The organism is Terrisphaera buseokensis, from assembly GCF_047521145.2.
In the GTDB taxonomy this organism is placed as follows: Bacteria; Verrucomicrobiota; Verrucomicrobiia; order Opitutales; family Opitutaceae; genus ER46.
This window is the reverse complement of sequence record NZ_CM134186.1, coordinates 196,104-221,442: the sequence shown is the minus strand read 5'-3', so window position 1 is coordinate 221,442 and position 25,339 is coordinate 196,104. Positions and strand designations below refer to the sequence as shown.

24 protein-coding genes are annotated in these 25,339 nt (G+C 65.7%); 12 read left to right on the top strand and 12 right to left on the bottom strand.

The genetic code is table 11. From position 1 onward, the window contains the following. Nucleotides 1-135 precede the first annotated feature (135 nt). Entirely contained in the window at nucleotides 136-1,125 is a 990-nt protein-coding gene (locus ACLJEU_RS00845; protein ID WP_414662616.1) for a hypothetical protein, read from the top strand. A 70-nt stretch (nucleotides 1,126-1,195) separates the two neighbouring features. Here the strand turns inward: ACLJEU_RS00845 and ACLJEU_RS00840 are convergent, their stop codons facing one another. From ACLJEU_RS00840 to holA, 6 genes are all read right to left on the bottom strand, one after another. Next, a complete protein-coding gene (locus ACLJEU_RS00840; RefSeq protein ID WP_414662615.1) occupies nucleotides 1,196-1,477 on the bottom strand; it encodes a hypothetical protein in 282 nt (93 codons plus the stop codon). After that, the gene (locus ACLJEU_RS00835) at nucleotides 1,474-2,034 is read right to left on the bottom strand and encodes a hypothetical protein (protein WP_414662614.1); all 561 of its coding nucleotides are present in this window, start codon (nucleotides 2,032-2,034) and stop codon (nucleotides 1,474-1,476) included. Before ACLJEU_RS00835 ends, ACLJEU_RS00840 begins: the two co-directional genes overlap by 4 nt. A gap of 125 nt (nucleotides 2,035-2,159) precedes the next feature. Then, nucleotides 2,160-2,945 (bottom strand): hypothetical protein, encoded by a 786-nt coding sequence (locus ACLJEU_RS00830; protein ID WP_414662613.1) that lies wholly within the window; start codon nucleotides 2,943-2,945, stop codon nucleotides 2,160-2,162. Beyond that, on the bottom strand, nucleotides 2,942-3,295 hold the full coding sequence (locus ACLJEU_RS00825) for a hypothetical protein (protein ID WP_414662612.1): 354 nt from the start codon (nucleotides 3,293-3,295) through the stop codon (nucleotides 2,942-2,944). Before ACLJEU_RS00825 ends, ACLJEU_RS00830 begins: the two co-directional genes overlap by 4 nt. A gap of 10 nt (nucleotides 3,296-3,305) precedes the next feature. Continuing rightward, the gene (locus ACLJEU_RS00820) at nucleotides 3,306-3,863 is read right to left on the bottom strand and encodes a hypothetical protein (RefSeq protein WP_414662611.1); all 558 of its coding nucleotides are present in this window, start codon (nucleotides 3,861-3,863) and stop codon (nucleotides 3,306-3,308) included. Nucleotides 3,864-4,139: 276 nt separating this feature from the next. Then, complete coding sequence (holA, locus tag ACLJEU_RS00815) at nucleotides 4,140-5,276, bottom strand: DNA polymerase III subunit delta (RefSeq protein WP_414662609.1); 1,137 nt, start codon at nucleotides 5,274-5,276, stop codon at nucleotides 4,140-4,142. 161 nt (nucleotides 5,277-5,437) lie between these two features. Here holA and ACLJEU_RS00810 point away from each other — a divergent pair, with 161 nt between their 5' ends. From ACLJEU_RS00810 to ACLJEU_RS00785, 6 genes are all read left to right on the top strand, one after another. Further along, complete coding sequence (locus ACLJEU_RS00810; protein WP_414662608.1) at nucleotides 5,438-7,138, top strand: glycosyltransferase family 39 protein; 1,701 nt, start codon at nucleotides 5,438-5,440, stop codon at nucleotides 7,136-7,138. 1 nt (nucleotide 7,139) lies between these two features. Further along, a complete protein-coding gene (locus ACLJEU_RS00805; RefSeq protein WP_414662607.1) occupies nucleotides 7,140-8,285 on the top strand; it encodes a DegT/DnrJ/EryC1/StrS family aminotransferase in 1,146 nt (381 codons plus the stop codon). Beyond that, nucleotides 8,282-9,253 carry a glycosyltransferase gene (locus ACLJEU_RS00800; protein WP_414662606.1) on the top strand — a complete coding sequence of 324 codons (972 nt, stop codon included), beginning with the start codon at nucleotides 8,282-8,284 and terminating at the stop codon, nucleotides 9,251-9,253. Before ACLJEU_RS00805 ends, ACLJEU_RS00800 begins: the two co-directional genes overlap by 4 nt. Before the next feature lie 112 nt (nucleotides 9,254-9,365). Next, nucleotides 9,366-10,277, top strand: a complete 912-nt coding sequence (locus ACLJEU_RS00795; protein ID WP_414662605.1) for a formyltransferase — start codon at nucleotides 9,366-9,368, stop codon at nucleotides 10,275-10,277. Nucleotides 10,278-10,625: 348 nt separating this feature from the next. Continuing rightward, on the top strand, nucleotides 10,626-11,663 hold the full coding sequence (locus tag ACLJEU_RS00790) for a bifunctional UDP-4-keto-pentose/UDP-xylose synthase (protein WP_414662604.1): 1,038 nt from the start codon (nucleotides 10,626-10,628) through the stop codon (nucleotides 11,661-11,663). Between the two features lie 175 nt (nucleotides 11,664-11,838). Continuing rightward, entirely contained in the window at nucleotides 11,839-12,738 is a 900-nt protein-coding gene (locus ACLJEU_RS00785; RefSeq protein ID WP_414662603.1) for a polysaccharide deacetylase family protein, read from the top strand. A 43-nt stretch (nucleotides 12,739-12,781) separates the two neighbouring features. Here ACLJEU_RS00785 and ACLJEU_RS00780 read toward each other — a convergent pair whose 3' ends face one another. From ACLJEU_RS00780 to ACLJEU_RS00770, 3 genes are all read right to left on the bottom strand, one after another. After that, the gene (locus ACLJEU_RS00780) at nucleotides 12,782-13,927 is read right to left on the bottom strand and encodes an LptF/LptG family permease (RefSeq protein WP_414662602.1); all 1,146 of its coding nucleotides are present in this window, start codon (nucleotides 13,925-13,927) and stop codon (nucleotides 12,782-12,784) included. Between the two features lie 173 nt (nucleotides 13,928-14,100). Next, entirely contained in the window at nucleotides 14,101-14,823 is a 723-nt protein-coding gene (locus tag ACLJEU_RS00775; protein WP_414662633.1) for an SOS response-associated peptidase, read from the bottom strand. Between the two features lie 23 nt (nucleotides 14,824-14,846). Next, nucleotides 14,847-15,917 carry a PA0069 family radical SAM protein gene (locus ACLJEU_RS00770; RefSeq protein ID WP_414662601.1) on the bottom strand — a complete coding sequence of 357 codons (1,071 nt, stop codon included), beginning with the start codon at nucleotides 15,915-15,917 and terminating at the stop codon, nucleotides 14,847-14,849. A 56-nt stretch (nucleotides 15,918-15,973) separates the two neighbouring features. On the opposite strand from ACLJEU_RS00770, the gene fdhD reads away from it, so the two are divergent. From fdhD to prmB, 4 genes are all read left to right on the top strand, one after another. Beyond that, complete coding sequence (gene fdhD, locus ACLJEU_RS00765) at nucleotides 15,974-16,819, top strand: formate dehydrogenase accessory sulfurtransferase FdhD (RefSeq protein WP_414662600.1); 846 nt, start codon at nucleotides 15,974-15,976, stop codon at nucleotides 16,817-16,819. A gap of 186 nt (nucleotides 16,820-17,005) precedes the next feature. Next, on the top strand, nucleotides 17,006-17,812 hold the full coding sequence (locus tag ACLJEU_RS00760) for a tetratricopeptide repeat protein (RefSeq protein WP_414662599.1): 807 nt from the start codon (nucleotides 17,006-17,008) through the stop codon (nucleotides 17,810-17,812). An 88-nt stretch (nucleotides 17,813-17,900) separates the two neighbouring features. Then, complete coding sequence (locus tag ACLJEU_RS00755; RefSeq protein WP_414662598.1) at nucleotides 17,901-18,719, top strand: hypothetical protein; 819 nt, start codon at nucleotides 17,901-17,903, stop codon at nucleotides 18,717-18,719. Then, on the top strand, nucleotides 18,700-19,617 hold the full coding sequence (gene prmB, locus ACLJEU_RS00750) for a 50S ribosomal protein L3 N(5)-glutamine methyltransferase (RefSeq protein ID WP_414662597.1): 918 nt from the start codon (nucleotides 18,700-18,702) through the stop codon (nucleotides 19,615-19,617). Before ACLJEU_RS00755 ends, prmB begins: the two co-directional genes overlap by 20 nt. Nucleotides 19,618-19,936: 319 nt before the next feature. Here the strand turns inward: prmB and ACLJEU_RS00745 are convergent, their stop codons facing one another. The 3 genes from ACLJEU_RS00745 to ACLJEU_RS00735 form a co-directional block, all read right to left on the bottom strand. Next, complete coding sequence (locus tag ACLJEU_RS00745) at nucleotides 19,937-21,178, bottom strand: tetratricopeptide repeat protein (RefSeq protein WP_414662596.1); 1,242 nt, start codon at nucleotides 21,176-21,178, stop codon at nucleotides 19,937-19,939. Nucleotides 21,179-21,260: 82 nt separating this feature from the next. Next, nucleotides 21,261-22,724: an AAA family ATPase gene (locus ACLJEU_RS00740; protein WP_414662595.1), complete on the bottom strand. Its 1,464-nt coding sequence runs from the start codon at nucleotides 22,722-22,724 to the stop codon at nucleotides 21,261-21,263. A gap of 38 nt (nucleotides 22,725-22,762) precedes the next feature. After that, the gene (locus ACLJEU_RS00735) at nucleotides 22,763-23,182 is read right to left on the bottom strand and encodes a rhodanese-like domain-containing protein (protein ID WP_414662594.1); all 420 of its coding nucleotides are present in this window, start codon (nucleotides 23,180-23,182) and stop codon (nucleotides 22,763-22,765) included. A 707-nt stretch (nucleotides 23,183-23,889) separates the two neighbouring features. Between ACLJEU_RS00735 and purB the strand changes: the two genes are divergently transcribed. Continuing rightward, a complete protein-coding gene (gene purB / locus ACLJEU_RS00730; RefSeq protein ID WP_414662593.1) occupies nucleotides 23,890-25,335 on the top strand; it encodes an adenylosuccinate lyase in 1,446 nt (481 codons plus the stop codon). Nucleotides 25,336-25,339 lie beyond the last annotated feature (4 nt).

The following is a 25,339-nucleotide window of genomic DNA, read 5'->3' as shown; positions in this document are numbered from 1 at the left end:
AGTCCGCGCCCGGAATAGCGCCGGCTGTTCGCGTTCAATATCCGCACACCTGCCGCCGGCCGCGCCCGCCGCACCCGCCGGCGCCAACACGCTTTACTGCGTTACAGGACCCGGTTTTCTCGGCGCTCGTTTCGCATGAGACTGCGCGTGAATTTTGAGTGGCGTGCGGGCGTCTGCCTTTGGGCCGACGACGAGGCGGCGCGCGCCCGCTGGACCTCCGCCGTCACGAGTGCGGAGGCCGGGTTGGGCGAGGAGCTGGCCCGCGAGGCCGACGACCTGATGGCCCGCTACGACGCGCGCTTCGATCCGGACAACCCCGGCGCCGGCCCCGACTGGCCCGCGGATGAGGCAACGCGTTTCCTTGTCGACACCACCGCGTGGACCGAACGCGTGCGCGCCGTCCTCGCGCCCGCCGGCATCGAGGTCGTCGCCCTCGACGATCCGCCCGCCGACGCCACGCCACCCGACCCGTCCCTCCCTCACGTCGAAGGCGAGGTAATCGCATGTTTCAGCGACGTCGCCGCGCGCGAGTTTGCCGACGCCAGCTGGCTGGCGGATTTCCGCTGGCACGAGTCCGCGACGTGGCAGGCGGTCAACCTGCGTTACCGGGAGGACGACGCCACGACGCCTGAGGCCTTGCTCGGACGGCTGGAGACACTGCCTGACTTTGTCTGCGGCTGGTGGCAGGGCCGCGAAGGCGGCAACGATGCGATGCTCGCCGGCGATCCCGTCGAGCACGCCATCACCTGTGTGCGCAGCGCGAACGCCACGGGCCTCGCCAACTTCCTGACCTGGGAACGCGTCCAACGCATCCACCTCGGCGAGGCGCTGGCCGCCGCCGCGTGGCAGCCCACGAAAATGCACAAGCTCGCGGACACGGGGGGTTCGTTCTGGGAGTGGTGGTCGTTTCTGCGCAATGCCGAGAGCCTCCTCGGCGGCCGCGGAGCGAGCGATCGCTACCTCGCGGCCGAACGCGAACGCTTGTTCTGGCGCTGGACGCACGGTGGCTCGCGCCAGGGCTGGCCGGCGAATTTCGGCGAGGCCTTCGAGCGCTGCGGCCTGCGCCGCGAGAGCTTCAACCGCTGGGTGCTGCCCGGACCCACCGAAGCACCGTTAAAGGTTTGATGGGACCGCGACCGCCCTCGGTCGCTTTTTTGTCGGATGCGACCGGGGGCGGTCGCGGTCCCAGGAGAAATCACACCACCCACCCGCGCCCCTGCTCATCGACGCGCACCCGCACGGACTTGCTGTCGTCGTAGAAATCCTCGCGCCGAAACTGCCGGCCCGTCGACGCAAGCTCCTCCTCGGCGAAACACACGACACGTTCGATCGAAGCAAGAAACACCCCGACGCTCACGGGTTCGCCGGGCTCCGCCCCCAGGCCGGATACCACGCCGATCGCGCCGGCGAACTCGGCGTTCTCCGGCCGCGGGGAGGCGACGCGGACTTCCTCGTAGAATTTGAAACGAGGCGTCACAAATGGGAGCGGCGATACAACCGGAAGGCGTAAACGGGCGCATAGAGCAAGCTCGCGATCAGCGGTCCCGCGACCCACAGGCCGGCGCGGTCTATGATTTGATGGAGGCGAGTCATCTCGCCGAAGAGTGCGGCTCCCACCACGGACACCGCCCCGAGGCCAATCACCGCCAGTGCCGCATGAAAGGCGATGCGACCCCAATTCTCGCCGGGCAACGGCGGCGGGAACTCAGCCGACGCCTCGAGCACCGCCGTTGGCCCCAAACCCGCAGCCTGCAGGGCGGCCAGCAGGTCGCCGCTGCGATCGGTATCGCTGTAGAACGAATAGGTCAGCGAATCATGGTACGGCGCCGGGCCGCCCACGGCACTCCATTCCTCAGTGTGAAGGAGGACGCTCAGGGTCGGACCGCAACGCCACTCGCCGCACGCCGGCGGCTCGTCGCTAACGTCTGCCATCGGCCGACGCCGGGACTCATCGGCGAACAAGACACGGGGCGCCCGGTGCAACCCATCCAGCGTTCGCAACAGCACCCCGAGGGCCGCGGTCGCGACAATCATCTCGGTGGCGTCCGGTCGCGACGTTGACTGCACCAGCGCAAACCGATGACGCAGCCCGTGTCTGCGCGCCGCCGCCGGGACGGGCGTGCAGACGTGAAAGCCGCGGACAATCTGGAACGGCGCATTCACCGGCGTTGCGGTTCGGTCGGCGCGAAGAATGCCCGAATCTCCGGCACGAGCCGGCGCACCGAACGGTTGCGCGGCGCGAGCCGGAGCAGCTCTGCCTCCGCCCGGTCGAGGTCGGCTTCGCGACCGGACCGGCGGTAGAAAATGAGCCGGGGAAACTGGGCGCGCAGTCGATCAGGAAACGCCCGCGCCAGCTGTTCGACGGCCATCGCAATCGCGGGCGTCGGCGCTTGATTCGAGGCGAGGGCCAGCACGTCCTCGCCGTCCGGCACCTCGGGTTCGTCATGGTAGTCCATGGCCGCCACCGCCTCGACCATGGCCGGCCACGCCGCGCGCTCCTCGATCTGAATCCACGGTTCGAGCTGCGTCAGCTCGCGTTCGGCCAGCGCGATGCAGCCTATGCGTAGCGCAAAATCGAACTCAAGGCGCAGGCAGGCGATCACGAGCTGGCGTTCGCTCGCCAGCAGGCCAGCGGGCGAATCTGCCTCCGCCCCACGCCGGCTCCGCAACGCGGCGAGCTCAGTCTGGCCAATCGCTCGAGCCAGGGAGCGCGCAAAAACAAGTTTCTCCCCCGGCGCAGCCTCGGAGCCGGCTTCAGCCTGCGCCGCAGCGGTCGCGGCCACCGCCTCAACAATCCTCTCCTGCGCGACGCGCGCCAGCTCGGCCAAGTCGGGCTCAGATGGTTTCGACCGCGTCGACGACGCCGCGAACGTCTGCCCGGCGATCAGGACGAGGACGATTCCCGCGGCGGACAGGCGCCTCCACCCACCGTTCAATGGATTCACGCGTCGTAGCCCAGCGAGCCCAGCCAGAGTTTCAACCCCAACAGGGTGCCCCCGACGATGACCGCGGATGCAATCATGAGCCCGCGCAGGCCGCGCGGGTTGCTCTGCAGGGCGCGCACGGCGGCATAACCCGCCAGACCACGCACCATCCAGTACGCGCCGAGCACCACGGCCATTTCCCCGAGCGCGATCGCCGCCATGAAATACGTGACGTTCTCCGCGGCGGACGCCACCGCATCGAGAATGACTTTCCCCTGGTAGCCGAGCAGCGCGACGCCACCGCAAAAAAATCCCGCGCCCAACAGACGCGCGGCCCGATCACTGCGAGGCTGCCAGAGCGGTTCCGCCATGACGTGGCGCTCAGCGCGCGTAGAGTCCGGCGGGAGCGTGCACCGCCGCCGGTCCGCCGGAAATCCCGACCGGTGGGACGATGATGGTCACTTCCTTCCCATCCACCCACAGCTGCGCGCGACGCGCGACGGCCTCGAGTCCCTGCTGCCAGAACGGCGTCATGCCACCCGGAGCCCGCTGCACCAGACCGATCGGCCCCAGGTTTTCCAAACGCGTGCGCAACTCGTGACCACCCGCGGTCACCGTCGCACCCACGTGGGTGGCGGTCACTTCAATCTGGATACGCGCATCGAGCGCCGGCGCATGCTCGAACGGCGTGCCGGCAAAAATCTTCGGGCCAAAATAACGGGCCACCGTGGCGTCGTGTGACACAAAACCCATCACGAGCGGCGCCGCGCCCGGGTCCGGCTGGTAGAACACCATGCCCGATGCCGCACTCCCCACCGGCGTGTGCACGAGCCGCGCGACATGCACGATCACGTTCGGCATCGACAGCCCGGGCTTCGTACAAGCCACGAGGTCGACTCCGGATTCCCAACTCATCCACTGGTTCAGTGAGGTTTGCATCAGGCTGGTTTAATACCAATCGCTCCTTGCTTTTGGACTTCTGGATCGATCGTGGCTACGAGCGCCAGCGAGTGGTCGTTCGGCCACTCGCTGGCGCTCGTAGCCACGGCTAAAGTCCAAAGGCAAAGATCGATTGGTATAAGACGTGTCCCACCATATCAGCTGCCGATCCATCCGGCTATACGCGGAGACACGTACAACGCCACTCACGCGGGTCGCCGCCCCACCCTCGCGCTCACGGGGAGCCCTTGCTGAACCCGGGAACCGTCGCCAGCGCTACGCCGCGAGACAACGCACGGCCAGCTCGCGCAACACCTCTTCCTGATCGTTCGGCCGCCGGATGATCTCCTCGAAGGCCACGAGGAAGTCCTGCTGGTTGTCGATCAGCCGGCGAAGCGTCGGGAGCTTCGCGCTGCCGGCGAGTTTGCCGACGTACCACGGATTTTGCGTGAAGAGGTTGAACGAACTTTTCTCGGTCGCGCCGGTGAAATGCGCGCCGTAAATCCCGGCCGCCCGCGGTAGCCCGTCGAGCCCGCGCTGCCCAAGCCGCGCGGCGCCGGCATCCACGAGCGCGCGCACCTGCAGCAGGATCCGGTTGCGGTTTTGCAGCGCGCTGATGATCGGCCGCGCGTCACCACCGGTGAAGAAGTGACGCTCCAGCGCGACCAGCGTCGCCTGCAGATTGCCGGTGAAGAAGGCCTCCGCCGCGGCGAAAAAATCCCCCTCGGCCACGTTGGGCGTCAGCTCCTCGACATGCGTCTCCTCGATGATCGCGCCCTCGCCCGCATAGGTGGCGAGCTTGCGGGTCTCCTCGACAATCAGCCGGGTGTTGGCACCGACTTTCGCCAGCAGCAACTCGACGGCTCCGGGTGCGAAGCTCGCCCCGAACACTTTCGCCTCGGCCAGCGCCACGCCTGCGAGCGCCTCGCTGGCATTGTCACCATCGCCACCAATCAAGGTGAAGTCCGCGTGCTTCTCGCACCACTTCGGAAACGAACGCCGGCGATCAATCGGCGCCGCCGTGATCAACACGGTCGCTTCGTCGGGATTCACCGCCTCGAGAATCTGCTGCAGATCCTCGACGAGCTTCAACGTGCTTTCGGCCCGGCCGGTCACGGTGTCGGCGAGAAAATTCACGTCCTTCAGCCAGATGACGCGCTTGCCGCCAAACATCGACATCGTCTGGACGGCATCGCGGAAGCGGTTCACCGCGCCCTCGACTTCGCTCACGTTGGCCGCGAAGCCGTTGATCGTTTCCCGCGCAAATTCGTCGGTGATCTCGGCGGACAGGGCGGCGAAACGTTCCTTGCCCAGCCGGCCGACCAGAAAGTCGTCCGGGCCGCAGATGAACATGAATTTTTTCGCCGCCGTCATGAAACGCGCAATCTGGCGGTGAAGGGGTGACCGGTGCACGAAAAAAAAGCGTGGATTTCCGTCCGCGCCGACGGGACCCCACTGCCAGTGGTCGGTGGCGTAGCGGGAGCATCCTGCTCCCCGGCGGAATACGGGAGTGCCATCCGCAACGTATGGATTGCCGGCGACCGGCAGGCCTGCCCATGGTGGCGCAGTCCACTATGCCCCGGGAAACTCCTCCAGCTGCCGCGCCCGTCGGGTGGGTGCACGATCTGATCGTGCTCACGCTCTTCATCGGCGCGTTGAATTTCTTCCTGCTTGGCCGGCTGCCGCTCGCCAATCCCGATGAGTCGCGCTACGCCGACATTCCGCGGGAGATGCTCGCGGCGGGCGATTGGGTGACGCCGCGGCTCAACGACACGCGCTACTTTGAAAAACCCCCGCTGGTTTACTGGACGGTGGCGGCGGCGCGCCTCGCGTTCGGTCCCGGCGAGTTGCCCGCCCGGCTCACGCCGGCGTTGTTCGGCCTGGCCGGCGTCCTGATGACGTATGCGGTCGGTCGAAAACTCCACGGCCGCGAGGCTGGCCTGGCCGCCGCCCTCGTGCTGGGCACGAGCCTGCTGTACGCGATCCTTTCCCGCATCCTGCTGCTGGACATGGCGGTGTCGGTCCTGATGAGCACGACCCTCGGCTGCTTCATCCTCGCCGTGCGCGAACCCGCCGGACCACAGCGGCGCTGGCTGTTTTACGGGCTGTATGCGTCCGCAGCCCTCGCGACGCTCGCGAAGGGGTTGATCGGCTTTCTGATTCCGGGCGCGGTGATGTTCCTGTGGCTGCTGATCTTCAATCAATGGCACCGGCTCCTGCCGATGTACCTGCCCAGCGGCGTCGCGCTGTTTCTCGCGATCGCCGCGCCGTGGCACGTGCTGGCCGCGCAACGCAACCCGGAGTGGGCGCAGTTCTATTTCGTCCACGAGCACTGGTCGCGCTTCACGACCACGGCGCATGATCGGGCGGAGCCATTCTGGTTTTTTGTGCCGATCATCCTGCTCGGACTGTTTCCGTGGATGGGATTTCTGGGCGGTGCGGTGCGCGAGGCGACCGCCGGCGGGTGGGCGCGGCGCAAGGCCAATGCCGACGCGTGGTTCTTCCTCACGTGGGCGCTGTTCGTCTTCCTGTTCTTCTCCAAGTCGCAATCGAAGCTGATCCCGTACATCCTCCCGGTGCTGCCGCCCCTCGCGATCCTGATCGGCGCATGGCTGGCGCGGCGCTGGGCGGAGGGCAACGCATCCCGGCTGCGGCTCGGATTGGGGATCTTCGCGTTCGTCTGCGGACTGCTGGGCGTGGCCATGCTGGTGGCGGTGCTGAAACCCGGGATCATCCGCGATCCCGCGCAACTGGCCGCGCTGCGACCGTTTGCCATCGCGGTGGCCGCGACGCTCCTGATCGGTGGCGTCGCGGCGCCGTGGGCGGCGAAGGTGCGCGGCATCGTCGCGGGCATTGGCGCGGTGCTGGGCACCGTCACGGCATTTCTGCTCGTGCTGTTCATGGCATCGCCCGCCTTGCAGCGCGCCGGCACCAAGGACCTCGCACTCGTCGCGCGGGAGCGCGTCGCGCCGGCGGATCGCGTTTACCACTACTGGGCGTTCTTCCACGACTTCGTCTACTACAGCGAGCGGCCCGTCGGATTGGTGAGTTACATTGACGAACTGGAAGTGCAGTTCCTCACGCCCGCGGAACGCAGCGCGCGCTTCATCGATGAGGCCGAACTGCGGCGGGAATGGACGGGACCGGGCCGCGTGTGGCTCGTCGTGCGCAAGCGCGATCAGCAGCACCCGAGCGCGATCTTCGCGGACGCGACGTTTCGTTATCATTTGATCGCGGAGTCGCCGGCTCACAGCTTGATCAGCAATCAACCCTGACATGTCCGCGCCCTTCCTGCCGCTTACGCGCCCGACCATCGACGAGGACACCATCGCCGGCGTCGCTGACGTGCTCCGTTCCGGCTGGATTACGTCCGGTCCGAAGGTGAAGGAACTGGAGACGAAACTCTCCGAGCACTGCGGCGGCCGGCCGGTGCGCGTGTTCAACTCCGGCACGTGCACGATGGAGATCGCGTTGCGCATCGCGGGCATCGGGCCGGGGCACGAGGTGATCACGACGCCGCTGTCGTGGGTCGCGACGAGCAACGTCATTCTCGAGGTCGGCGCGCGGCCGGTGTTCGTGGACATCGATCCGATCACGCGCAACCTCGATCTCGAACGGATCGAAGCCGCGATTACGCCGGCGACGCGCGCGATCCTGCCAGTCGATCTCGCCGGCCTCCCGGTGGACCGCGACCGGCTTTACGAAATCGCCCGCCGCCGCGGCCTCCGGGTGATTGAGGATGCAGCGCAGTCGTTCGGCAGCACCTGGCAGGGACGCCGGATCGGCGCCTGCGGCGATTTCGTTTCGTTCAGCTTTCACCCGAACAAGAACATCACGACGATCGAGGGCGGCGCACTGGTGTTGAACGACGAGCGCGAGGCGAAGCTCGCCGAACAATATCGCCTCCAAGGCGTGGTCCGCACCGGACCGGACAGCATGGAGGTCGAGGTCGTCGGCGGTAAGTTCAACCTCACCGATGTCGCCGCCCGCGTCGGCCTCGGCCAGCTGCCGCATCTCGACGCCTTCAACGCCCGCCGCCGTGATCTGGCGCGCGCGTACTTTGAGCTGCTGGAACTGCCCGGCGCCCGTGCGCTCGGCCTGCAACTCCCGCCGCCGGATTTCACGCAGACCAACTGGCACATGTTTCAGGTCGTGCTGCCGGAGGATCGCTTCTCGCTGCGCCGCGTCGATCTCATGACAAAGATGCAGGCTGCGGGCATCGGCACGGGCGTGCACTATCCGGCGATTCATCTCTTCGGCGTGTATCGACGTCTCGGTTGGAAGGACGGCGACTTCCCGTTCGCCGAGCGCGTGTGCCGGAATATCCTCACGCTGCCGTTGTTTCCCGCGATGACGCGCGACGACGTCGCGCGCGTCGTCAAAACTCTCACCGGGATTCTCCAGACTCACCTGAAATCATGAGCGAAGCCACCGGCGCCGGCGTCGACCTGTCGATCGTCATTCCCGTCTACAACGAGGAGCTCAACCTCCCGCTGCTCTTCCAGCGGCTCTATCCGGTACTCGACGCCCTCGGGCGCCGTTACGAGATCATCTTCACCAACGATGGCAGCGCCGATCGCTCGATCGAGCTCTTGCGCGCGCAGCATGCGGCGCGGCCCGACGTCACGCGCGTGATCGATTTCAACGCCAACTACGGCCAGCACATGGCGATCATGGCGGCCTTCGAGCGCGTGCGCGGCGCGGTGATTGTCACGCTCGACGCGGACCTGCAGAACCCACCGGAGGAAATCCCGAAGCTGCTGGCGAAGATCGATGCCGGCCACGACTACGTCGGGGGGTTCCGCATCGACCGCCAGGATTCGTTCTTCCGCACGTTTGCCTCGCGCGTGATCAACTTTGTGCGCGAGAAGACCACGAGCATCGAGATGACGGATCAGGGCTGCATGCTGCGCGCGTACTGCCGGCCGATCATCGATGCGATCGTGCGGAGCGGCGCGATCAATACCTTCATTCCGGCACTCGCCTACAGTTTTTCGGGCAACCCGGCCGAGGTCGGCGTGAAACACGAGGAGCGGCACGCGGGCGTATCCAATTATTCGTTCTACGGCCTCATCCGGCTGAACTTTGACCTCATCACCGGCTTCTCCCTCGCGCCGCTGCAGTATTTCACGATGTTCGCGATGGCCTGCTCCGCGGGCAGCTTCGTGCTCGTGCTCGTGCTGGCCGGCCGCCGCCTGATCATCGGGCCGGAGGAAGGCGGGCTGTTCACGCTGTTCGGCATCCTGTTCTTCCTCATCAGCGTCACGATGGTCGGCATCGGCCTCATCGGCGAATACGTCGGCCGGACCTATCAGGTCGTGCGCGCACGGCAGCGTTATCACGTGAAGGAGATGCTGGAAGCAGTGGAAAAGTTGAGGGTTGAGAGCTGAGAGTTGAGAGGCAAAACCGCCGACGCTTCCATCCGTCGGATCGAGGCTCACTTCCATCGAACCAGCGACTTGGTCTCTCAACGCTCAGCTCTCAACCCTCAACTTCACCCTCGTGCCCCCCCGCATCCTCTTTTTCGGCTACAGCGAAGTCGGCTTCGAGTGCCTGTCGCTGCTCCTCGAGCGCGGCGACAACGTGATCGCGTTGATCACGCACGAGGACAATCCGCACGAGAAGATCTGGTTCAAGACGCCGGCCATCGCGGCGCAGGAAAAAGGCATCCCGGTCTTCACGCCGGAATCGGTCAACACGCCGGAGTGGCGCGAACGCATTGCGGCGATGCAGCCGGATCTGATCCTGTCCGTGTACTACCGGCATATGATCGGCACGAAGATCCTCGCGCTGCCGCGTCTCGGCGCGTGGAACCTGCACGGTTCGCTTCTGCCAAAATACCGCGGCCGCGCGCCGATCAACTGGGCCGTGCTGCACGGCGAACCGCGGATCGGCATGACGCTCCACCGAATGGTGAAAAGCGCCGACGCCGGGGCCGTCGTGGATCAGGAGGGCGTGAACATCGGGCCCCGCGACACGGCCGAGCAGGCGTTCCGCAAAGTCCTGCCGTGCGCGCGCCACGTGCTCGCGAGGCAAATCGACGCCCTGCTCGCCGGCACGGCGCGCGAGACGCCGCAGGATGAAACGCAGGCGAATTATTTTGGTGGACGAAAACCCGAGGACGGCCGGATCGCCTGGACGCAGTCCAGCGCGCAGATCTTCAACCTGATTCGCGCCGTGACCGATCCGTATCCGGGCGCGTTCACCGACGTCGACGGCGCGCGGCTGATGGTGTGGTGGGCCGAAACCGACTCGCCTGCCGTCCGCGCCTGCACGGGCCGTCGTGGCGCGCCCGGCGAAGTGTTGTCGGTTTCGCCGCTGGTCATCGCCACCGGTGACGGCGCTTTGGAGCTCACGCGGACTGAGTGGCGTGGCGACGGTGCGGGCGGATTGAGCGTCGGCCGGGTGCTGTGAGCGTAAGACCCGCTGAAGACCTCCCGCGCATCACGCGAACGGGACCCGAATCGCAGATATAATACCAATCGCTCTTTGCCTTTGGACTTTAGCCGTGGCTACGAGCGATCCAGAAGTCCAAAAGCAAGGAGCGATTGGTACAATACCCACACTGCTTCGAGGAACAGCAGGGGGAGCGCTCCCTCATTCTTCCGCCCATTCGCGTCCCTTCGCGTAATTCGCGGGCAACGGACTTTTTTCGACTTCGGCTGACGTGCAGCGCAGGCGCGCCGTGGGATTCGACCCGGCGCCGGCCGCGGCACATTCCGTCGTGTCATTTCCGTTTTTTCATGGTTAACCCATCGGACCATGCCCCTTCGTGTTCTCATTCTCGGCGCCAACGGTTTCATCGGCAGCTCGCTCACGCGCGCAATTCTGGAGGAAAAGGACTGGGAGGTGTACGGGATGGACATCGGCTCCCACAAACTCGAGGACAGCCTGGGCAACCCGCGGTTCAAGTTCGTCGAAGGCGACATCACCATCAACCGCGAGTACATCGAGTACCATGTGAAGAAATGCGACGCGATCATCCCGCTCGTCGCGATCGCGAATCCGATCCAGTACGTGAAGGATCCGTTGCGCGTGTTCGAACTGGATTTCGAGGCCAACCTCGCCGTCGTCCGCCAGTGCGCGAAGTACAAGAAGCGGATCATTTTCCCTTCCACGTCGGAAGTGTACGGCATGAGCACCGACGCCAAGCTCGACGAAGCGACGACGTCTCTGGTCTACGGGCCGATCGAGCGGCAGCGCTGGATCTACGCGTGCTCGAAGCAGCTGCTTGATCGCGTGATTTACGCCTATGGCGTGCGCGACAACGTCGACTACACCCTCTTCCGTCCGTTCAACTGGATCGGACCGAAACTCGACGACGTGATGGAGCCCAAGGAGGGCAGCTCGCGGCTGTTCACGCAGTTCATCTCCAACGTCATTTTCAAGAAGCCGCTGCAGCTCGTCGACGGGGGCAAGCAGAGCCGGTCGTTCACCTTCATCGACGACGGCATCGATGCGCTGCTCCGCATCATCGAGAACAAGGACGGCTGCGCCTCGCGGCAGATCTTCAATATCGGCAACCCGCGCAACGACGTCAGCGTCGCCGAGCTCGCGAAGCTGATTATCGCGGCGTTCAAGGATTATCCCGACTACGCCGAACACGCCGCCAAGGCGAAGACCGTCGTCGTGCCGTCGGGGAAGTACTTTGGAAAATACTATCAGGACATCCAGAAGCGCGTGCCCTCGATCGCCAACGCCAAGCGCCGGCTCGGCTGGACGCCGAAGGTGAACCTGAAGCGGGCGATCAAGCTCACGCTCGACTATCATCTTGCGCACAAGGATTACCGGCTCGAGTAGCCTTCGGCGGAGAAGGGAGCAGGGAGAAAGGAGAAGGACGAAGGGTGCCTCGAGCCGCGTTAACCCGGGTGATGGCCCCTTCACTTTTCTACCCTTCGACGTTCAACTGCATGTTTCCATCGATCGATTTGTTTCCTTCTCCTTTCACCCTGCTCCCTTCTCCCTAATCGCCGCCATGCCGATCCGTCTCGCGCTGAAAGTCGACGTCGACACCGATCGCGGCACCCGCGAGGGCGTGCCGAATCTGGTCGCCGACTGCCAGGAAGTCCGGGCGCCGGCGTGTTTTCTGTTTTCGCTCGGCCCGGATCAAACTGGCCGCGCGATCACCCGCGTGCTGCGTCCGGGCTTTTTTCAGAAAGTGAGCCGGACGAGTGTCGTCGAGATCTACGGCGTGCGCACGCTGCTCAACGGCACACTGCTCCCCGCACCGCACATCGGCCGGCGCAACGAGGCGGTGATGCGGGCCGTGCGCGACGCCGGCTTCGAGGTCGGCATCCATTGCTACAACCACTACCGCTGGCAGGACTACGTGCAGACGATGTCGGCCGCGGCCGTGAACGCGGAGTTCGTCGCGGCCCGCACGGAGTTTCGCCGGATCTTCGGCTTCGAAGCGCGCACCGCCGGCGCCGCCGGCTGGCAGAGCAACGGGCGCAGTCGCGAGGCGTATGAGCGCGCCGGTCTGCTGTACGCGAGCGACACCCGCGGCGGCGCGCCGTTTTTTCCGCGCGTCGACGGCCGCGAGTTCAAGACGCTCGAGATTCCCAGCACGCTGCCAACCTTCGACGAGCTGATGGGCCGTCCGGAATATCCGGATACCGCGATCGTCGCGCACTATCTGTCGCTGCTGCGCGAGGATCAGCCGAACGTCTTCACGCTGCACGCGGAGATTGAAGGCATGGGCCGGCGTCAGTTGTTTCGCCAGCTGCTCGCGGCCTGCGTCGCACGCGGCGTCGAGTTCATCCGGCTTGATTCACTCGCGCGCGAGCTCCTGGCCGACCGCGCCACGATCCCCGTACGCGATCAAGTGCTGATGGAGATCGATGGCCGCAGCGGGCTCGTCGCAGCGCAGAAGTAGTCAGGAGCGACGCCGGCCGGAGGCCGCCGCTACCATGACAGGCCTACTTCCGATCGATCCGTGAAAACAGCCACACGCCGAGGGCGATGAACAGGACGTTCGGCAGCCACAGCAGCAGATCGGGCCGCAATTCCGGCCGGCGATCCAGCCAGCGCACGGCCACGGTCAGCAGGTAGAAACCCACCACCAGCAGCAGCGCGAGGCCGAGGTTGGCCGACGTTTCTCGCCGCGAGACCTTGATCCCGAGCGGCACGCCAATCAGCGCGAAGGCAAAGACGGCGAGCGAGAGGTTGAATTTTTCGTGCAGGATCAGCGACAGCTCCATGCGCTTGCGGGCCATCTCGCCGACCTTGTCCGGCGCGGGCACTTCCGCCGCGAGCTGCGCCTGCTTGGCCCGGAGCGCGTCGTAGGGCAGCCAGTCGTCCTTGCGACGTTCGAGGCTCCGGCCGAAATACTTGTCGAGCGCGATGCGCACGCCGGCGGTGGTGCGCGCAGACGGCGCGTTGGGCGACTTGCTGAAGTCCTCCGGATTCTCCGCGTCGCGCTCCTCGGTCTTCGCGTTCACGAAGGTCGGAATCAGGCTGTTCGTCGCCTCCTCGTAATCGAGCCGTCCCGCCTCCGCACGCACGAGGCGGCGCACGCGGCTTTGATCGTCGAGTTCCCACAGCCAGATATCGCGCAGGATGGCTCCATCCTTCTCGCCCACATAAAGCACCGTGCCGGAGAAGGAGCGAATGAACGTCTTCGGCTCGATCACGCGCAGCGGATTCGCGCGCACGGCGGCGGCGAGCTCACGATAGAACTGCGTGCGGGCCCACGGCGCCGACTCGAGATTCACGTAGAGCGCGGCCAGCGCGCACAGCACGCCGAGGACCAGCACCGGACGCGCCGTCTGCAGCACGCTGATGCCGGAAGCCCGCATCGCGGTGATCTCGCTGTCCGCCGACAGCCGGCCGAGCGTCAGCAGCACGCCCGTCAGGATGCCCATCGGCAGCGCGTACGTGACGGCAAAGGGAATGATCAGGCCGACCAGCCGGATGAACGTCCCGATCCCGAACTGGCCCGCCAGCAGCGGCGTGAGGAGATCCTTCACGACATTCGGCAGCGCCACGACAAACGCGAAGAGCCCGACGGCGGCGGCGCACGTCAGCAGGACGCTGGTGAAGATGTGACGATCGAGCAGATTCAAAACGGCCGCGAATCCATCGCACACCCGACCGCACCGCACAAGGTTTCAAACTCGCTTCAAACCTGGTGCCCACGGAACACACGGAATACACGGAAAACGATCCCGGATTTTCTTCCGTGTATTCCGTGTGTTCCGTGGGCCACCTGTTTGTGGCGGCAACGAATCGGCTACCACTATCCCAGATCGAACGACAGCTGCGGAGGCGGCGGCTCCTCGGTGATCGGTTCCGCGGGGGCGATGCACTCCGGGCCTTCGTGCCGTACGCTGTTCACGCGCGGCGAGACGGACGTCCGCTTCATCTCGCCGTCGGGCCGCGGGACGAGCAGCGGCTCCAAGGTCGCCGGCTCTGCAACGTCGGGATCGAGCCAGGTGTCGATCGCCCCTCCGCTCAAAATCACCGGCATGCGGTCGTGGAGCGGACGGACGACGTCGTTGGGCGTCGTGGTGATCAGCGAACAGGTTTCAAGGTCCACGCCGTCGGCGCTGCGCCAGCGTTCCCAAATGCCGGCGAGCGCCAGTGGGGCTTCGTCACACCGCTGAAAGAACCACGGCTGCTTGAGTTTTCCGATTGTCTGCCACTCGTAGAAACCACTGGCCGGCACGATGCAGCGCCGCTGGCGCAGGGCGTCGCGAAACGCCGGCTTGGCCGCGATGCCTTCCGCGCGGGCGTTCGCCATCCGCGCGCCGCTCTTCGCATCCTTCGACCACCGCGGCACGAGGCCCCATTCGAGCGCCGTGAGCTCGCGGTCACGATTCGAGGCCACGCGGCGAATCGCAGGGACCGCGGTGCCGGGCGAGATGTTGTAACGGCTGACGAAGTCGCGCGGATCCTTGACGCCCAGCTGCGTCATCAGCGCCTCGAGGTCCTTGCGTTTAAGCACGTAGCGGCCGCACATCTTTCCCGCCAAGAGGCAGGGTTCTAGAGGAACGTCAACTGCTCGCCGCCGGGCCTCCGGAAGCGATCGGTGGCGAGGGCGAACGGCTCGCGGTTCAGGCCGGCGCGCCGGGCGTTCACGTCGAACATCGCGCGCAGGTGGTCGGCGAAGACGCCCTCGCCCTTCATGCGCGCGCCCCAGTCGTTGGTGTACAACTTGCCGCCGCGGAGCGCACGCAGGCGATCAAGCACGCGGTCCTTGCGCGAAGCGGCGTGATCATCGAGCCACTGCACAAAAATGTCCTTCACCGCAAACGGCAGCCGCAGCAGCACGTAGCTGGCGCGTTTCGCGCCGGCCGCCGCGGCCGCGTCGAGGATCGCGGGCACTTCATGATCGGTGAGTCCGGGAATGACGGGCGCGATCATGACGCCCGTCGGCACGCCGGCGGCGGTGAGGTCCTGCAGGGCGCGGAGCCGGGCGACGGGCCGCGACGCGCGCGGCTCCAGCTTGCCGCCGAGATCGGAGTCGAGCGTGGTGATCGAGACGTGCACGAAGATGCAGCGTTCGCGCGCGAGCGCGGCGAGCAGATCGATGTCGCGCGTAACGAGCGCGTTTTTCGTGATGATGAAGATCGGATGCCGCAGGTCGGCGCAGACCTGCAGGCAGGCGCGCGTGAGTTTGAAACGGCGCTCCGCAGGTTGATAACAATCGGTCGCGCCGCTCATCGCGATGGGTTGCGGCTGCCAGCGTCGCGCGGTCAGTTCCCGGTGCAACAGCTCTGGTGCGCGGCGCTTCACCATGATTTTCGTCTCGAAATCGAGGCCGCTGCTCCAGCCGAGGTACTCGTGATACGGGCGGGCGTAGCAGTAGGCGCAGCCGTGCTCACACCCCCGATACGCATTGAAGCCGAACCGATAGCTGATGTCCGGGCTGTCGTTTTCAGTGAGCAGCGATTCGCTGGTGTCGTCGAAAAACTGTGTGCGCGGAAGCGGCTGATCCTCGGACGACCACTCCGGATCCGGCTCGAGGTGCAGCCGCTCGAAACGATTGGGTGGGTTGATGCCGGCCCCGCGACCGGGAATGGCCGGAGAGGAGGAAGGCTTGGGCGTGTCCACGCGTACACGTTACCAAAAAACGTGGCTGTGCCAGCCTGAATCGTTTTTCTCACGCCATGTCGCTCGCCCAGAGTCTGCGCGCCAAACCGATCACGCGCCTCGAGGGCACGGACCGCACGGCGTGCGACGATCTGCTGGCCGTGGAGGAACCGCTCGAGATTCGAGTCGGTGGCCGGAGCGTCGCAGTCGTCATGCGCACGCCCGGCCATGATCGCGAGCTGGCGGCGGGGTTTCTGGTGACCGAAGGGATCGTGCGGCACCGCGACGATGTGCTGGACATCGTGCGCTGCACGAACGGCGACGCGGCCGCGGAGGCGAGCCGTGGGAACATCGTGGATGTTTTGCTCGCGCCCGGGGCGTCGGTCGACCTCGACCGCCTCACGCGGCACGTGTTCACCTCGTCGAGTTGCGGGATTTGCAGCAAGGCCACGATCGACGCCGTGCGCGCGCAGTTTGCGCCGCTCGTCCCAACGATCGGGCCCGCGCGGGAAGTCATCGCGGCGCTGCCGGAGAAACTGCACGCCGTTCAGGCTGGGTTCGCGGCGTCGGGCGGGTTGCACGCGAGCGCGCTGTTCACCTGGGATGGAACGCTCGAGCAGGTGCGCGAGGACGTCGGCCGCCACAACGCCCTCGACAAGGTCATCGGCCACGCGTTTTTCGCGGAGCAGCTGCCGCTAGCGCAACGAATTTTGTTGGTGAGCGGCCGGGTGTCCTTCGAGCTGATGCAGAAGGCGTTGGCCGCGGGCATCCCGTGCGTGGCGGCGATCTCGGCGCCGACGACGGCGGCGGTGGAATTTGCCGTGGCGAGCGGGCAGACGCTCGTGGGCTTCGTGCGCGCCTCGACCCGTGCAGGCGGGGCCGGATCCCGAATGAATGTTTACGCCGGCACCTTGGCGGAGTGAGCATGTCGCACTCGGCTCGAAACACGGCATGTTTAACCACGGATTACGCGGATGACACGGATTGAAACCTCAAACCCCGGGCAGGGTGGCCCACGGAACACACGGAATACACGGAAAACGATCCCGGATTTTCTTCCGTGTGTTCCGTGGGCAATCCTCTGCCTGGTCGTTGGCATAACGGGATCGATGTCTTCTTCCGTGGGCGCCGCCGAGACGGTGAACATGGCCGAGCGGTCGTTGAAGAAGATCGTCGAGCAGCAGAAGGAGGTATTCGCCGAGGCCGCGAAGCAGGGCGACAAGATGGACGAGGGATCGTTTCGCCAGCAGGTGCAGTCGATCACGCACGACTACGAGCTGCTGCTCCGCAACAACCCGACGTTCGCCGCCGGATACGCGGCCTACGGGTACATGCTGAGCAAGGTCGACATGCGCAAGGAGGCGACCGCGATGCTGTTGAAGGCGAACCAGCTCGATCCCGACATCGCCCTGGTGAAGAACCAGCTGGGCAACATTCTCGCCGAGGAGGGCAAGCCGCTGCAGGCGGCGCCGTACTTCATCGCGGCGGTGAAACTCGAACCCAACGAGCCGCTCTATCACTATCAGCTCGGCACGGTGCTGGTGTCGGCGCGCGAGGACTTCCTGAAAACCGGCGAGTGGACGCGTGAGGCGCTCGACAACGCCATGCACCAGGGCTTCAAGCGCGCGGCCGAGCTCGCGCCCGACCGGTTCGAGTTCGCCTATCGCTACGCCGAGTCGTTCTACGATCTCGAGAAACCGGACTGGCCCGGGGCCTTGAAGGCGTGGAGTGCGCTGGAGGAGAAGGCGACGACGCCGATTGAGCGTCAGACCATGCGGCTGCACGCCGCGAACATCTGCTTGAAGCTGGGCAAGCGCGATCACGCGAAGGCGCTGCTCGATTCGGTCGACGATCCGAAGTTGCAGGGCCAGAAGCAGCGGTTGCTGCCGCAGCTGGCGGAGTCGGCGAAGAAGTGACGGTGGCGGTGGTTCCGCCCCACCCCCGAACTCAGTTCGCTTGCGCTCGACGCAGGCGGGTGCGGCCGTTTGTGTGACGCCCCCGTTGATGCCACTCCTCGACAAACTCGAACGCACGTTCGGCCGCCTGGCCATCAGCAACCTGTCACTTTATCTCGTGATTGGTCAGGTGTTCGTGCTGCTCGGCCGCCTGCTGGAACTGGTCGACGTCAGCAAGCTGCTCTTCGTCCCGGCGCTGGTGCTGCAGGGCGAATGGTGGCGGGCGCTCACGTTCATGTTCGTGATCCCGCTGCCGGATTCGACGCTGGGTTTCGTGTTCACGGCCTTCGGCTGGTACCTGTTCTACATGATGGGCAACGCGCTGGAGCTGTTTTGGGGCGCGTTCCGCTTCAACCTTTACCTCGCCATCAGCTTCGCGCTGACCGTCGCGCTGGCCTTCATCACGCCGTACAGCCTGGTCACGAACCTGTTCATCCTGGGCTCCGTCTTCCTCGCGTTCGCCTACCTCAATCCCGACTTCGAGCTCGTCCTGTTCTTCATCCTGCCGGTGAAGATCAAGTGGCTGGCCTTGATCGCATGGGCTTGGAACGTCGTGACGTTTGTCCGCGGCGGGCTTGCGGACCGGCTCCAGATCGGCGCGTCGGTGCTGAGCTTCTTCGTCTTTTTCGGCGCGGACATGATTCGCACGCTGCGCCAGGGCCGCCGCACCGCCGTCCGGCGCGCGGAAAAAGCCGTCGAACAGGTCAAGCCGCGGCACGTGTGTTTCGTGTGCGGCAAGACCGACCGGACGCATCCGCAGCTCGACTTCCGCTACTGTTCGAAATGTGCGGGTGACCAGTGCTATTGCCCCGAGCACATTCAAAATCACGAGCACGTCGTCGCCGCCGATGACCGCAAGGCCGGCTGATCCCTGGGCGGGCACCGCCCGCCTCACGACGCTCGCCGACTGGCTGGCGTTCGCCGAGAAAGCCTACGCGCGCGAGCCGGTCGCGCTCGGCCAGGTGGCCACGAATGCGCACGACGAAGCGCTGTACCTGCTCCTGCGCGCGCTCGAACTGCCGCTCGACAGCGACGCTGGCGTCCTGCAACGGAAGCTGACCGCGGTGGAACGGACCAAGGCGGAGACGTGGCTGCGCCGGCGGCTGTTGGACCGCGTGCCGGCCGCGTATCTCACGCGCGAGGCCTGGCTCGGCGAGCACCGGTTCTACGTCGACGAACGCGTGATCATTCCGCGCAGCTACTTTCTCGAGATCATCCCGGAGCAACTCGAGGCCCTGCTGCCGGCGGGGAAAAAAGTCCGTCACGTGGTCGACGTGTGCACCGGTTCCGGCTGTCTCGCGATCCTCCTCGCGCATCAGTTTCCGGGAGCAAAGGTCGACGCGTGCGATCTCTCCGCCGCCGCACTCGAGGTGGCGGCCATCAATGTGCGCGACCACGCGCTGACCGGCCGCGTGCGGCTGTTTCAGAGCGATGTCTTCGACGCGGTGCCGCCGGCCAAGTACGACGTCATTCTCAGCAATCCGCCGTACGAGCCGAGCGCGCTGGTGGACACGCAGGCGCCGGAGTTCGCGGCTGAGCCGCGGATGGCGCACGACGGCGGACGCGACGGCCTGACGATCATTCGCAAGCTCCTGCGTCAGGCCCGCGCGCGGCTCCAGCCGCACGGCCTCGTGGTCATCGAGGTCGGCGGTCTGCATGCGGCGATCGAAGCCGAGTTCGCGGCGTTGCATCCGGAATGGCTGCCGACGCAGGACGGCTCGGACTGCGTCGTGCTTTTTCGCGCGAAGAATCTCGGCGCGACCTGAGGGAAAACCGCGGAGAATACCTCCCGCGAATCACGCGAACGGACCCGAATATCAGAGGTGAAACAAGGTTCACCCACGCGCTTGAATCTTACCGCGGTCAGTTGGCTTGTGAAGCTTGGCGCGGCCGGCGCAAAAGCAGATTTCGCTCGGTGTCATACCAATCGCCCTTTGCCTTTGGACTTTAGCCGGCGCTCGTAGCCACGATCGATCCAGAAGTCCAAAGGCAAGGAGCGATTGGTATCATTCTTCTCATTCGCATCCATCCGCGTGATTCGCGGGCAACCCGTTCGCTCCGCCGCAGGCCGCCGCGCGGTCGGCGTCATTTCCCCGACAGCGAATTCGCCAGCAGCTGAAAACCGATGAACCCGAGCGTGAACATGGTGATGAATCTCAGGCCCAGGCTGTTGTCGGCCACGATCAGCACGGCGCCGACGGTGGCGACGATCCCGAGCGCCGCGGTTGTCGCGGCGAGGATCAGCCGCGAACGTCCCCGGCGCGTGAAGGTCGCGGCGACGCAGACCGACAGGACCGCTAGAATAACGGCCCCGAGAAATCCCGCTTCGTTCTTTCCGATCAGCCACCAGCCGACACAACCAACCGCCGCCACGAACACCGCGCCGAACCACGTGCTGGCCGTGCGCTGATCAGCGGAGAGCACGTGCCGGCCGAACCGATCGAAGCGGAGCAACAGATTGAACATCGGCTGCGCCGTCCACGAGAGATAGACGAACAGGTAGAACAATCCGAGCAGCGGCCACCAGAGCCAGTTCAGCTCCGGCTGGCTTTCGGACAAGGAGCGCGCCAGCCGGCTGCCGAAGAAAATGCCGATGATGAACGCCCATTGAAACCGCGTGCTCTGCCGGCCCAGCCAGAGAAAGTACGCGAGCATGCCGCGGTACACCGGATTGCGCGCCTTCAACGCCTCGAGCATGCCCTCGCGCGCGTAGTCGAGTTCCGGATCGAGCCGCAACGCCTCGCGAAAATGCTCCTGCGCCCGCGCGGGTTCGTTCCGGTGCAGGAGATTCCACCCCTGGTTCGCGTGGGAAAACGCGTCCTCGGGCGCGCGATCGAGCGCGTAGTCGACCGACTGCATCGCCTCGGCCTTGCGCCCGAGCCGCACCAGCGCCATCGCCCGCAGGTTCGCCGCGCCGACGTGCTCCGGATTGAGCGCGAGTGCCATCTCGGCGGCTTCGAGCGCAGCCGGCCAGCGGTGGCGATAGAGCTCAATCGACGCCAGCAGCGAGAACTGGTTGGCGTCGGCCGGGTCGAGTCGCAACGCCTCCTGCACGGCGCGAAACGCCTCATCCGGGCGCTCGAGCTCGCGCAACACATGCGCGTGGACGCTGTGATAAAACGGTTCGTCGGGGGCGAGGCCGACGGCATTCCGCGCGGCCTCGAGCGCCGGTTCCTTTTTCCCCTGCTCAAGCCGGCTCAGCGCCAGCAATGCGAGCGCCTGCGGATCGTCGGGCTGCTGCGACAACGCGAGCATCGACTCGCGCTCCGCGTCTTCCGGGCGGGACTGGGCCAGCAGCAGTCGCGCCCGTTCCAGGTGCATGCTCATGGCGACGTCGGGCGGGCGCGTCTCCGGCGCGCAGATGAGAATGAGCAGGCGGGACGCCTGCGCTCCCGGGGGCGAACCGCGCTCATTTCGAGATTTTCATGTACGCGAGGATGTCGTCGTACAGCCCGCTTTGATTGGCGTAGAGCGCGTGATTGCGCGCGGTCTGGAACCAGTCGCGCACCGTCGGTTTGTGCTGCTTGATCGCCTCGAGGAAATCCTTGCCCGTCAGCGGTTGCAGCACGCCGGCCTTCATCGCCTCGCGGAGTTTGGCTTCAACCGCGACGTCGATGACCGCCTTCAGGTCCGCGCCGGAAAAGCCCTCGGTCTTCTTCGCCAGCGCGTCGAAATCGATCTCGCCCACCGGCTTGCCCTTGAGCTGCAGGCGCAGGATGGACGCGCGCGCGCCTTGATCCGGCGGCGGCACAAACAGGATGCGATCGAAACGTCCGGGCCGGCGAAATGCGGGATCGAGGTGCCACGGAGCGTTCGTCGCGGCGAGGATCAGCACGCCTTCGTTGGTCGAGGCCACGCCATCGAGCTCGGAGAGAAACTGGTTGATGATCTGCCGGCCGCCGCTCTTCAGCATGTCGGTGCGGTTCGCGCCGAGGGCATCAACTTCATCGAAGAACAACACGCACGGCCGATGCGAACGCGCCTGCTCGAAGATCGAGTGGAGGTTTTTTTCGCTCTGCCCGATCCACATGTCGAGGACGTCGCTGATCCCGACCGCGAGGAAACTGGCGTTGACCTCGCCGGCCGTCGCGCGGGCGAGAAAGGTTTTTCCGCAACCAGGCGGACCGTACATCAGGATGCCGCCGCCGATCTTTTTCCCGTAGGCCTTGAAGAGTTCGGGCTGACGCAGCGGCAGGATGATCTTCATCCGCACTTCCTCCTTCACCTGCTCCATGCCGCCGACATCGGCAAAGGTCGTCGTCGGTCGCTCGGGCTCGCTGGTGTCGGAATCCACCGGCAGATCGCCCGCCGGCAGCCGTTCACCTGCATCGTCGACTTCAGCGTCCGCCGGTTCGTCATCAGCTCCGCTGCCGGGGAAAAAATTCGGCGTCTCATCGGCCGCGGGCGGCGGCACCGGGGGCGTCGGTTTTGAAAGCTGCGGCAGCGTCCGTTTGGGCAGATGCGGGGCGAGCTCCGCCTCGAGTTCGGCGTCGGCCAGCGCGGCGTCGGCTTCACGCGCCCGCAGGTACTGCTGCGCGGCGAGCCGCGGTTCGCCGGCGTGCAACGCGAGTCGCGCGTGCAACAACAGCGAACGCGGTGACGGCATCGGGCCCTTGACCAGATCCTCGACGATCACCAAGGCCGCGCTGTGCTTGCCCTGCTGGAAAAACGCCGCGGCGAGTCCGAGCTTCGCAGGCAGGCTCGCGGGGTCGACGGCGAGCGTGCGTTTGAACAGCGCCTCGGCCTCGTTGAAACCGCCGCTGCGGAGCACGATCTCCGCGACATGCAGGAGGAGCGGGCCGTTCTGCGGCGACAGCCGGAGCGCCTCGCGGAGTGCGGCAGGGACGAGCGGAGAGTCGAGCGCGTCGGACATCCGGCGCAATGAAGCGGCTGGGTCGGGCGCCGCCGAGCTTATTTCTTCGCTTTGGCCGCGGCCGGGGCGTCGGCCGTCCGCGTGGGCAAACCGGCGGCGGTCCAGTCCTTGATCCCGCCGATGTTGGTCGCCGCAACGCCCTGTTCGTTGAGACTCTTGGCGATCGCGGCGGAACGTCCCCCGACACGGCAATACAGGATCACCTGCTTGCCTTTGTTCTTCGCGAGAAACTCCTTCCACTGCTTCTGGTCGCCATCGAAATCGCTCTTCGGCAGCAACACCGCGGGCGCGGCCACGCCGAACTCGCTCCACTCGGCCGGTTCGCGGCAGTCGACGAGGACGGCCTTGCCTTCGGCGACGAGCTTGGCGGCGTCTTTCGCCGGCATTTTCGCGGCATCGGCGGCAAACAGGGCGGAGCAGACGGCGAAGAACGCGAGGAAGGGGCGGAAGAATTTCATGGGGAGGTAAGGTGGTTGAGGAGGCCGGAATATACAAATCCTGTCCGGCCACGCCGGGTCAACGTCGTTGCGAGCGTTTTCCGTCCCGACGTCGCGCGCTGGACCTTGCACCTGTGGGCGGGGTCCGTACCCGCCACTCGATCGCACCCAAAGGACGGGACGCGGCTTTTCAGCGAAGCGTCGGTCCCCTGAATTTTACAGGAGGCAACAGAGGGAACGGAGCGAGGCCTCTCTCCGTTGCCTCTGTTGCCTCCTGTAAACTGTCCGGCGGAATGAATACCCGTCCACAGCTGCACGATGCAGGCACGGCGCGGGGTGAGCCCAGCCCGCCCATAGGCACCGGTTGGCCTGGGACGGGGAATATTCAAAAGCCAGGAAACCAGGAAGGCCGAGTAGGTGGCGCACGCGAGCAACGTTCGGAGCCATCGCTCGGAGCGCATCTTTGATACCAATCGCTGCTTGCTTTTGGACTTCCGGATCGATCGTGGCTACGAGCGCCAGCGAGTGGCCGAACGGCCACTCGCTGGCGCTCGTAGCCACGGCAAAAGTCCAAAAGCAAAGAGCGATTGGTATGATTCCTGGTTTTCTGGCTTCTGAATTAAAAATTCCGTGTCTTCGACGACGGAACGGCCGCCGGTTGCGGGGTGGCGTCGACTGTTTTTCCGTTCGCCATCGCTCCGCCGCGGCGCATAACACGACCCCTTCCCGTGAACGACTCGTCCTCCTCCGCTGCCGCGCCGATCCCCAACGTTCTTGCCGAGCGCTACGCGTCGGTCGCGATGAAGGACGTCTGGTCGCAACAGGGCCGCGTCGCGCTCGAACGCGATTTCTGGATCGCCGTCATGAAGGGCCAGCGCGATCTCGGCGTGCCGATTCCGGCCGAGGCGATCAAGGACTACGAGAAGGTCAAGGGGCAGATCGACCTGGTCTCGATCGCGAAACGCGAGCGCGTGACGCTCCATGACGTCAAGGCCCGCATCGAGGAGTTCTCCGATCTCGCGAAGCGCCAGTTCATCCACCTCGGCCTCACGAGTCGCGATCTCACCGAGAACGTCGAGCAGCTGCAGATTTTCCGTTCGTTGAAACTGGTGCACTTCAAGGCCGCCGCCGCGCTGCTCGCCCTCGCGCAGCAGGCCGGAGCGCACCGCGATCTCATGATTACGGGCCGCACGCACAACGTCCCGGCGCAGCCCACGACGCTCGGCAAGCGGCTCGCGATGTTCGGCCAGGAGCTGCAGATCGCGTTCACCCGCATCGAGGAACTGCTGGCCCGTTATCCGGTGCGCGGACTCAAGGGTGCGGTCGGCACGCAACTCGATCAGCTGACGCTGCTCGGCGGCGATTCGGCCAAGGTCGATCAGCTCGAGGCGCGGGTGCTGAAGCATCTCGGGTTTCACGCGTCGCTGCTGGCCGTCGGCCAGGTGTATCCGCGCGGGTTGGACTTCGAGGTGACGACCGCGCTGCACCAGCTCGGCGCGGCGGCGGCGAGCTTCGCGACCACGCTGCGGCTGATGGCCGGTGCCGGTTTGCTCACCGAGGGTTTCCAGGACGGACAGGTCGGGTCGTCGGCGATGCCGCACAAGGTCAACGCCCGCAACTGCGAGCGCATCTGCGGTTTTTCCACGATCCTCAGCGGCTACGTCACGATGACCGGCGCGCTCGCCGGCCACCAGTGGAACGAGGGCGATGTCTCCTGCTCGGTCGTGCGCCGGGTGGCGCTGCCGGACGCGTTCTTCGCGATCGACGGCTCGCTCGAGACGCTGCTCACGGTGCTGCGCCAGATGGAAGTGTTTCCCGCCGCGATCGCCGCGGAGAACGAGCGCAACCTGCCGTTCCTCGCGACCACGACGATCCTCATGGAGGCGGTGAAGCGCGGCGCCGGTCGCGAGACCGCGCATGAAGCGATCAAGGAACACGCCCTGGCCGCGGCGAAAGCACTTCGCTCCGGCAGCGGTGACGCCGACCTGCTCGGCCGGCTCGCCGCCGATCGCCGCATCGGACTCAGCCGGAAGGCGCTGCAGGCGATCCTGTCGGAAAACGCCCGCTTCGTCGGCGCGGCACCGCATCAAGTCGACGCCTTCCTCGCCGAGGTAAAGCCGCTCGCGCGCAAGCATCGCGGCGCCGCGGAGTACAAGCCGGCGCGCTTGCTGTAGTACC

Coding starts and splice junctions, on each gene's coding strand:
- ACLJEU_RS00845 (WP_414662616.1), top strand. CDS start 136: ATGAGACTGCGCGTGAATTTTGAGTGGCGTGCGGGCGTCTGCCTTTGG.
- ACLJEU_RS00835 (WP_414662614.1), bottom strand. CDS start 2,034: ATGATTGTCGCGACCGCGGCCCTCGGGGTGCTGTTGCGAACGCTGGAT.
- ACLJEU_RS00825 (WP_414662612.1), bottom strand. CDS start 3,295: ATGGCGGAACCGCTCTGGCAGCCTCGCAGTGATCGGGCCGCGCGTCTG.
- ACLJEU_RS00820 (WP_414662611.1), bottom strand. CDS start 3,863: ATGCAAACCTCACTGAACCAGTGGATGAGTTGGGAATCCGGAGTCGAC.
- ACLJEU_RS00810 (WP_414662608.1), top strand. CDS start 5,438: ATGCCCCGGGAAACTCCTCCAGCTGCCGCGCCCGTCGGGTGGGTGCAC.
- ACLJEU_RS00805 (WP_414662607.1), top strand. CDS start 7,140: ATGTCCGCGCCCTTCCTGCCGCTTACGCGCCCGACCATCGACGAGGAC.
- ACLJEU_RS00800 (WP_414662606.1), top strand. CDS start 8,282: ATGAGCGAAGCCACCGGCGCCGGCGTCGACCTGTCGATCGTCATTCCC.
- ACLJEU_RS00790 (WP_414662604.1), top strand. CDS start 10,626: ATGCCCCTTCGTGTTCTCATTCTCGGCGCCAACGGTTTCATCGGCAGC.
- ACLJEU_RS00785 (WP_414662603.1), top strand. CDS start 11,839: ATGCCGATCCGTCTCGCGCTGAAAGTCGACGTCGACACCGATCGCGGC.
- ACLJEU_RS00775 (WP_414662633.1), bottom strand. CDS start 14,823: ATGTGCGGCCGCTACGTGCTTAAACGCAAGGACCTCGAGGCGCTGATG.
- fdhD (WP_414662600.1), top strand. CDS start 15,974: ATGTCGCTCGCCCAGAGTCTGCGCGCCAAACCGATCACGCGCCTCGAG.
- ACLJEU_RS00760 (WP_414662599.1), top strand. CDS start 17,006: ATGTCTTCTTCCGTGGGCGCCGCCGAGACGGTGAACATGGCCGAGCGG.
- ACLJEU_RS00755 (WP_414662598.1), top strand. CDS start 17,901: ATGCCACTCCTCGACAAACTCGAACGCACGTTCGGCCGCCTGGCCATC.
- prmB (WP_414662597.1), top strand. CDS start 18,700: ATGACCGCAAGGCCGGCTGATCCCTGGGCGGGCACCGCCCGCCTCACG.
- ACLJEU_RS00745 (WP_414662596.1), bottom strand. CDS start 21,178: ATGAGCATGCACCTGGAACGGGCGCGACTGCTGCTGGCCCAGTCCCGC.
- ACLJEU_RS00740 (WP_414662595.1), bottom strand. CDS start 22,724: ATGTCCGACGCGCTCGACTCTCCGCTCGTCCCTGCCGCACTCCGCGAG.
- ACLJEU_RS00735 (WP_414662594.1), bottom strand. CDS start 23,182: ATGAAATTCTTCCGCCCCTTCCTCGCGTTCTTCGCCGTCTGCTCCGCC.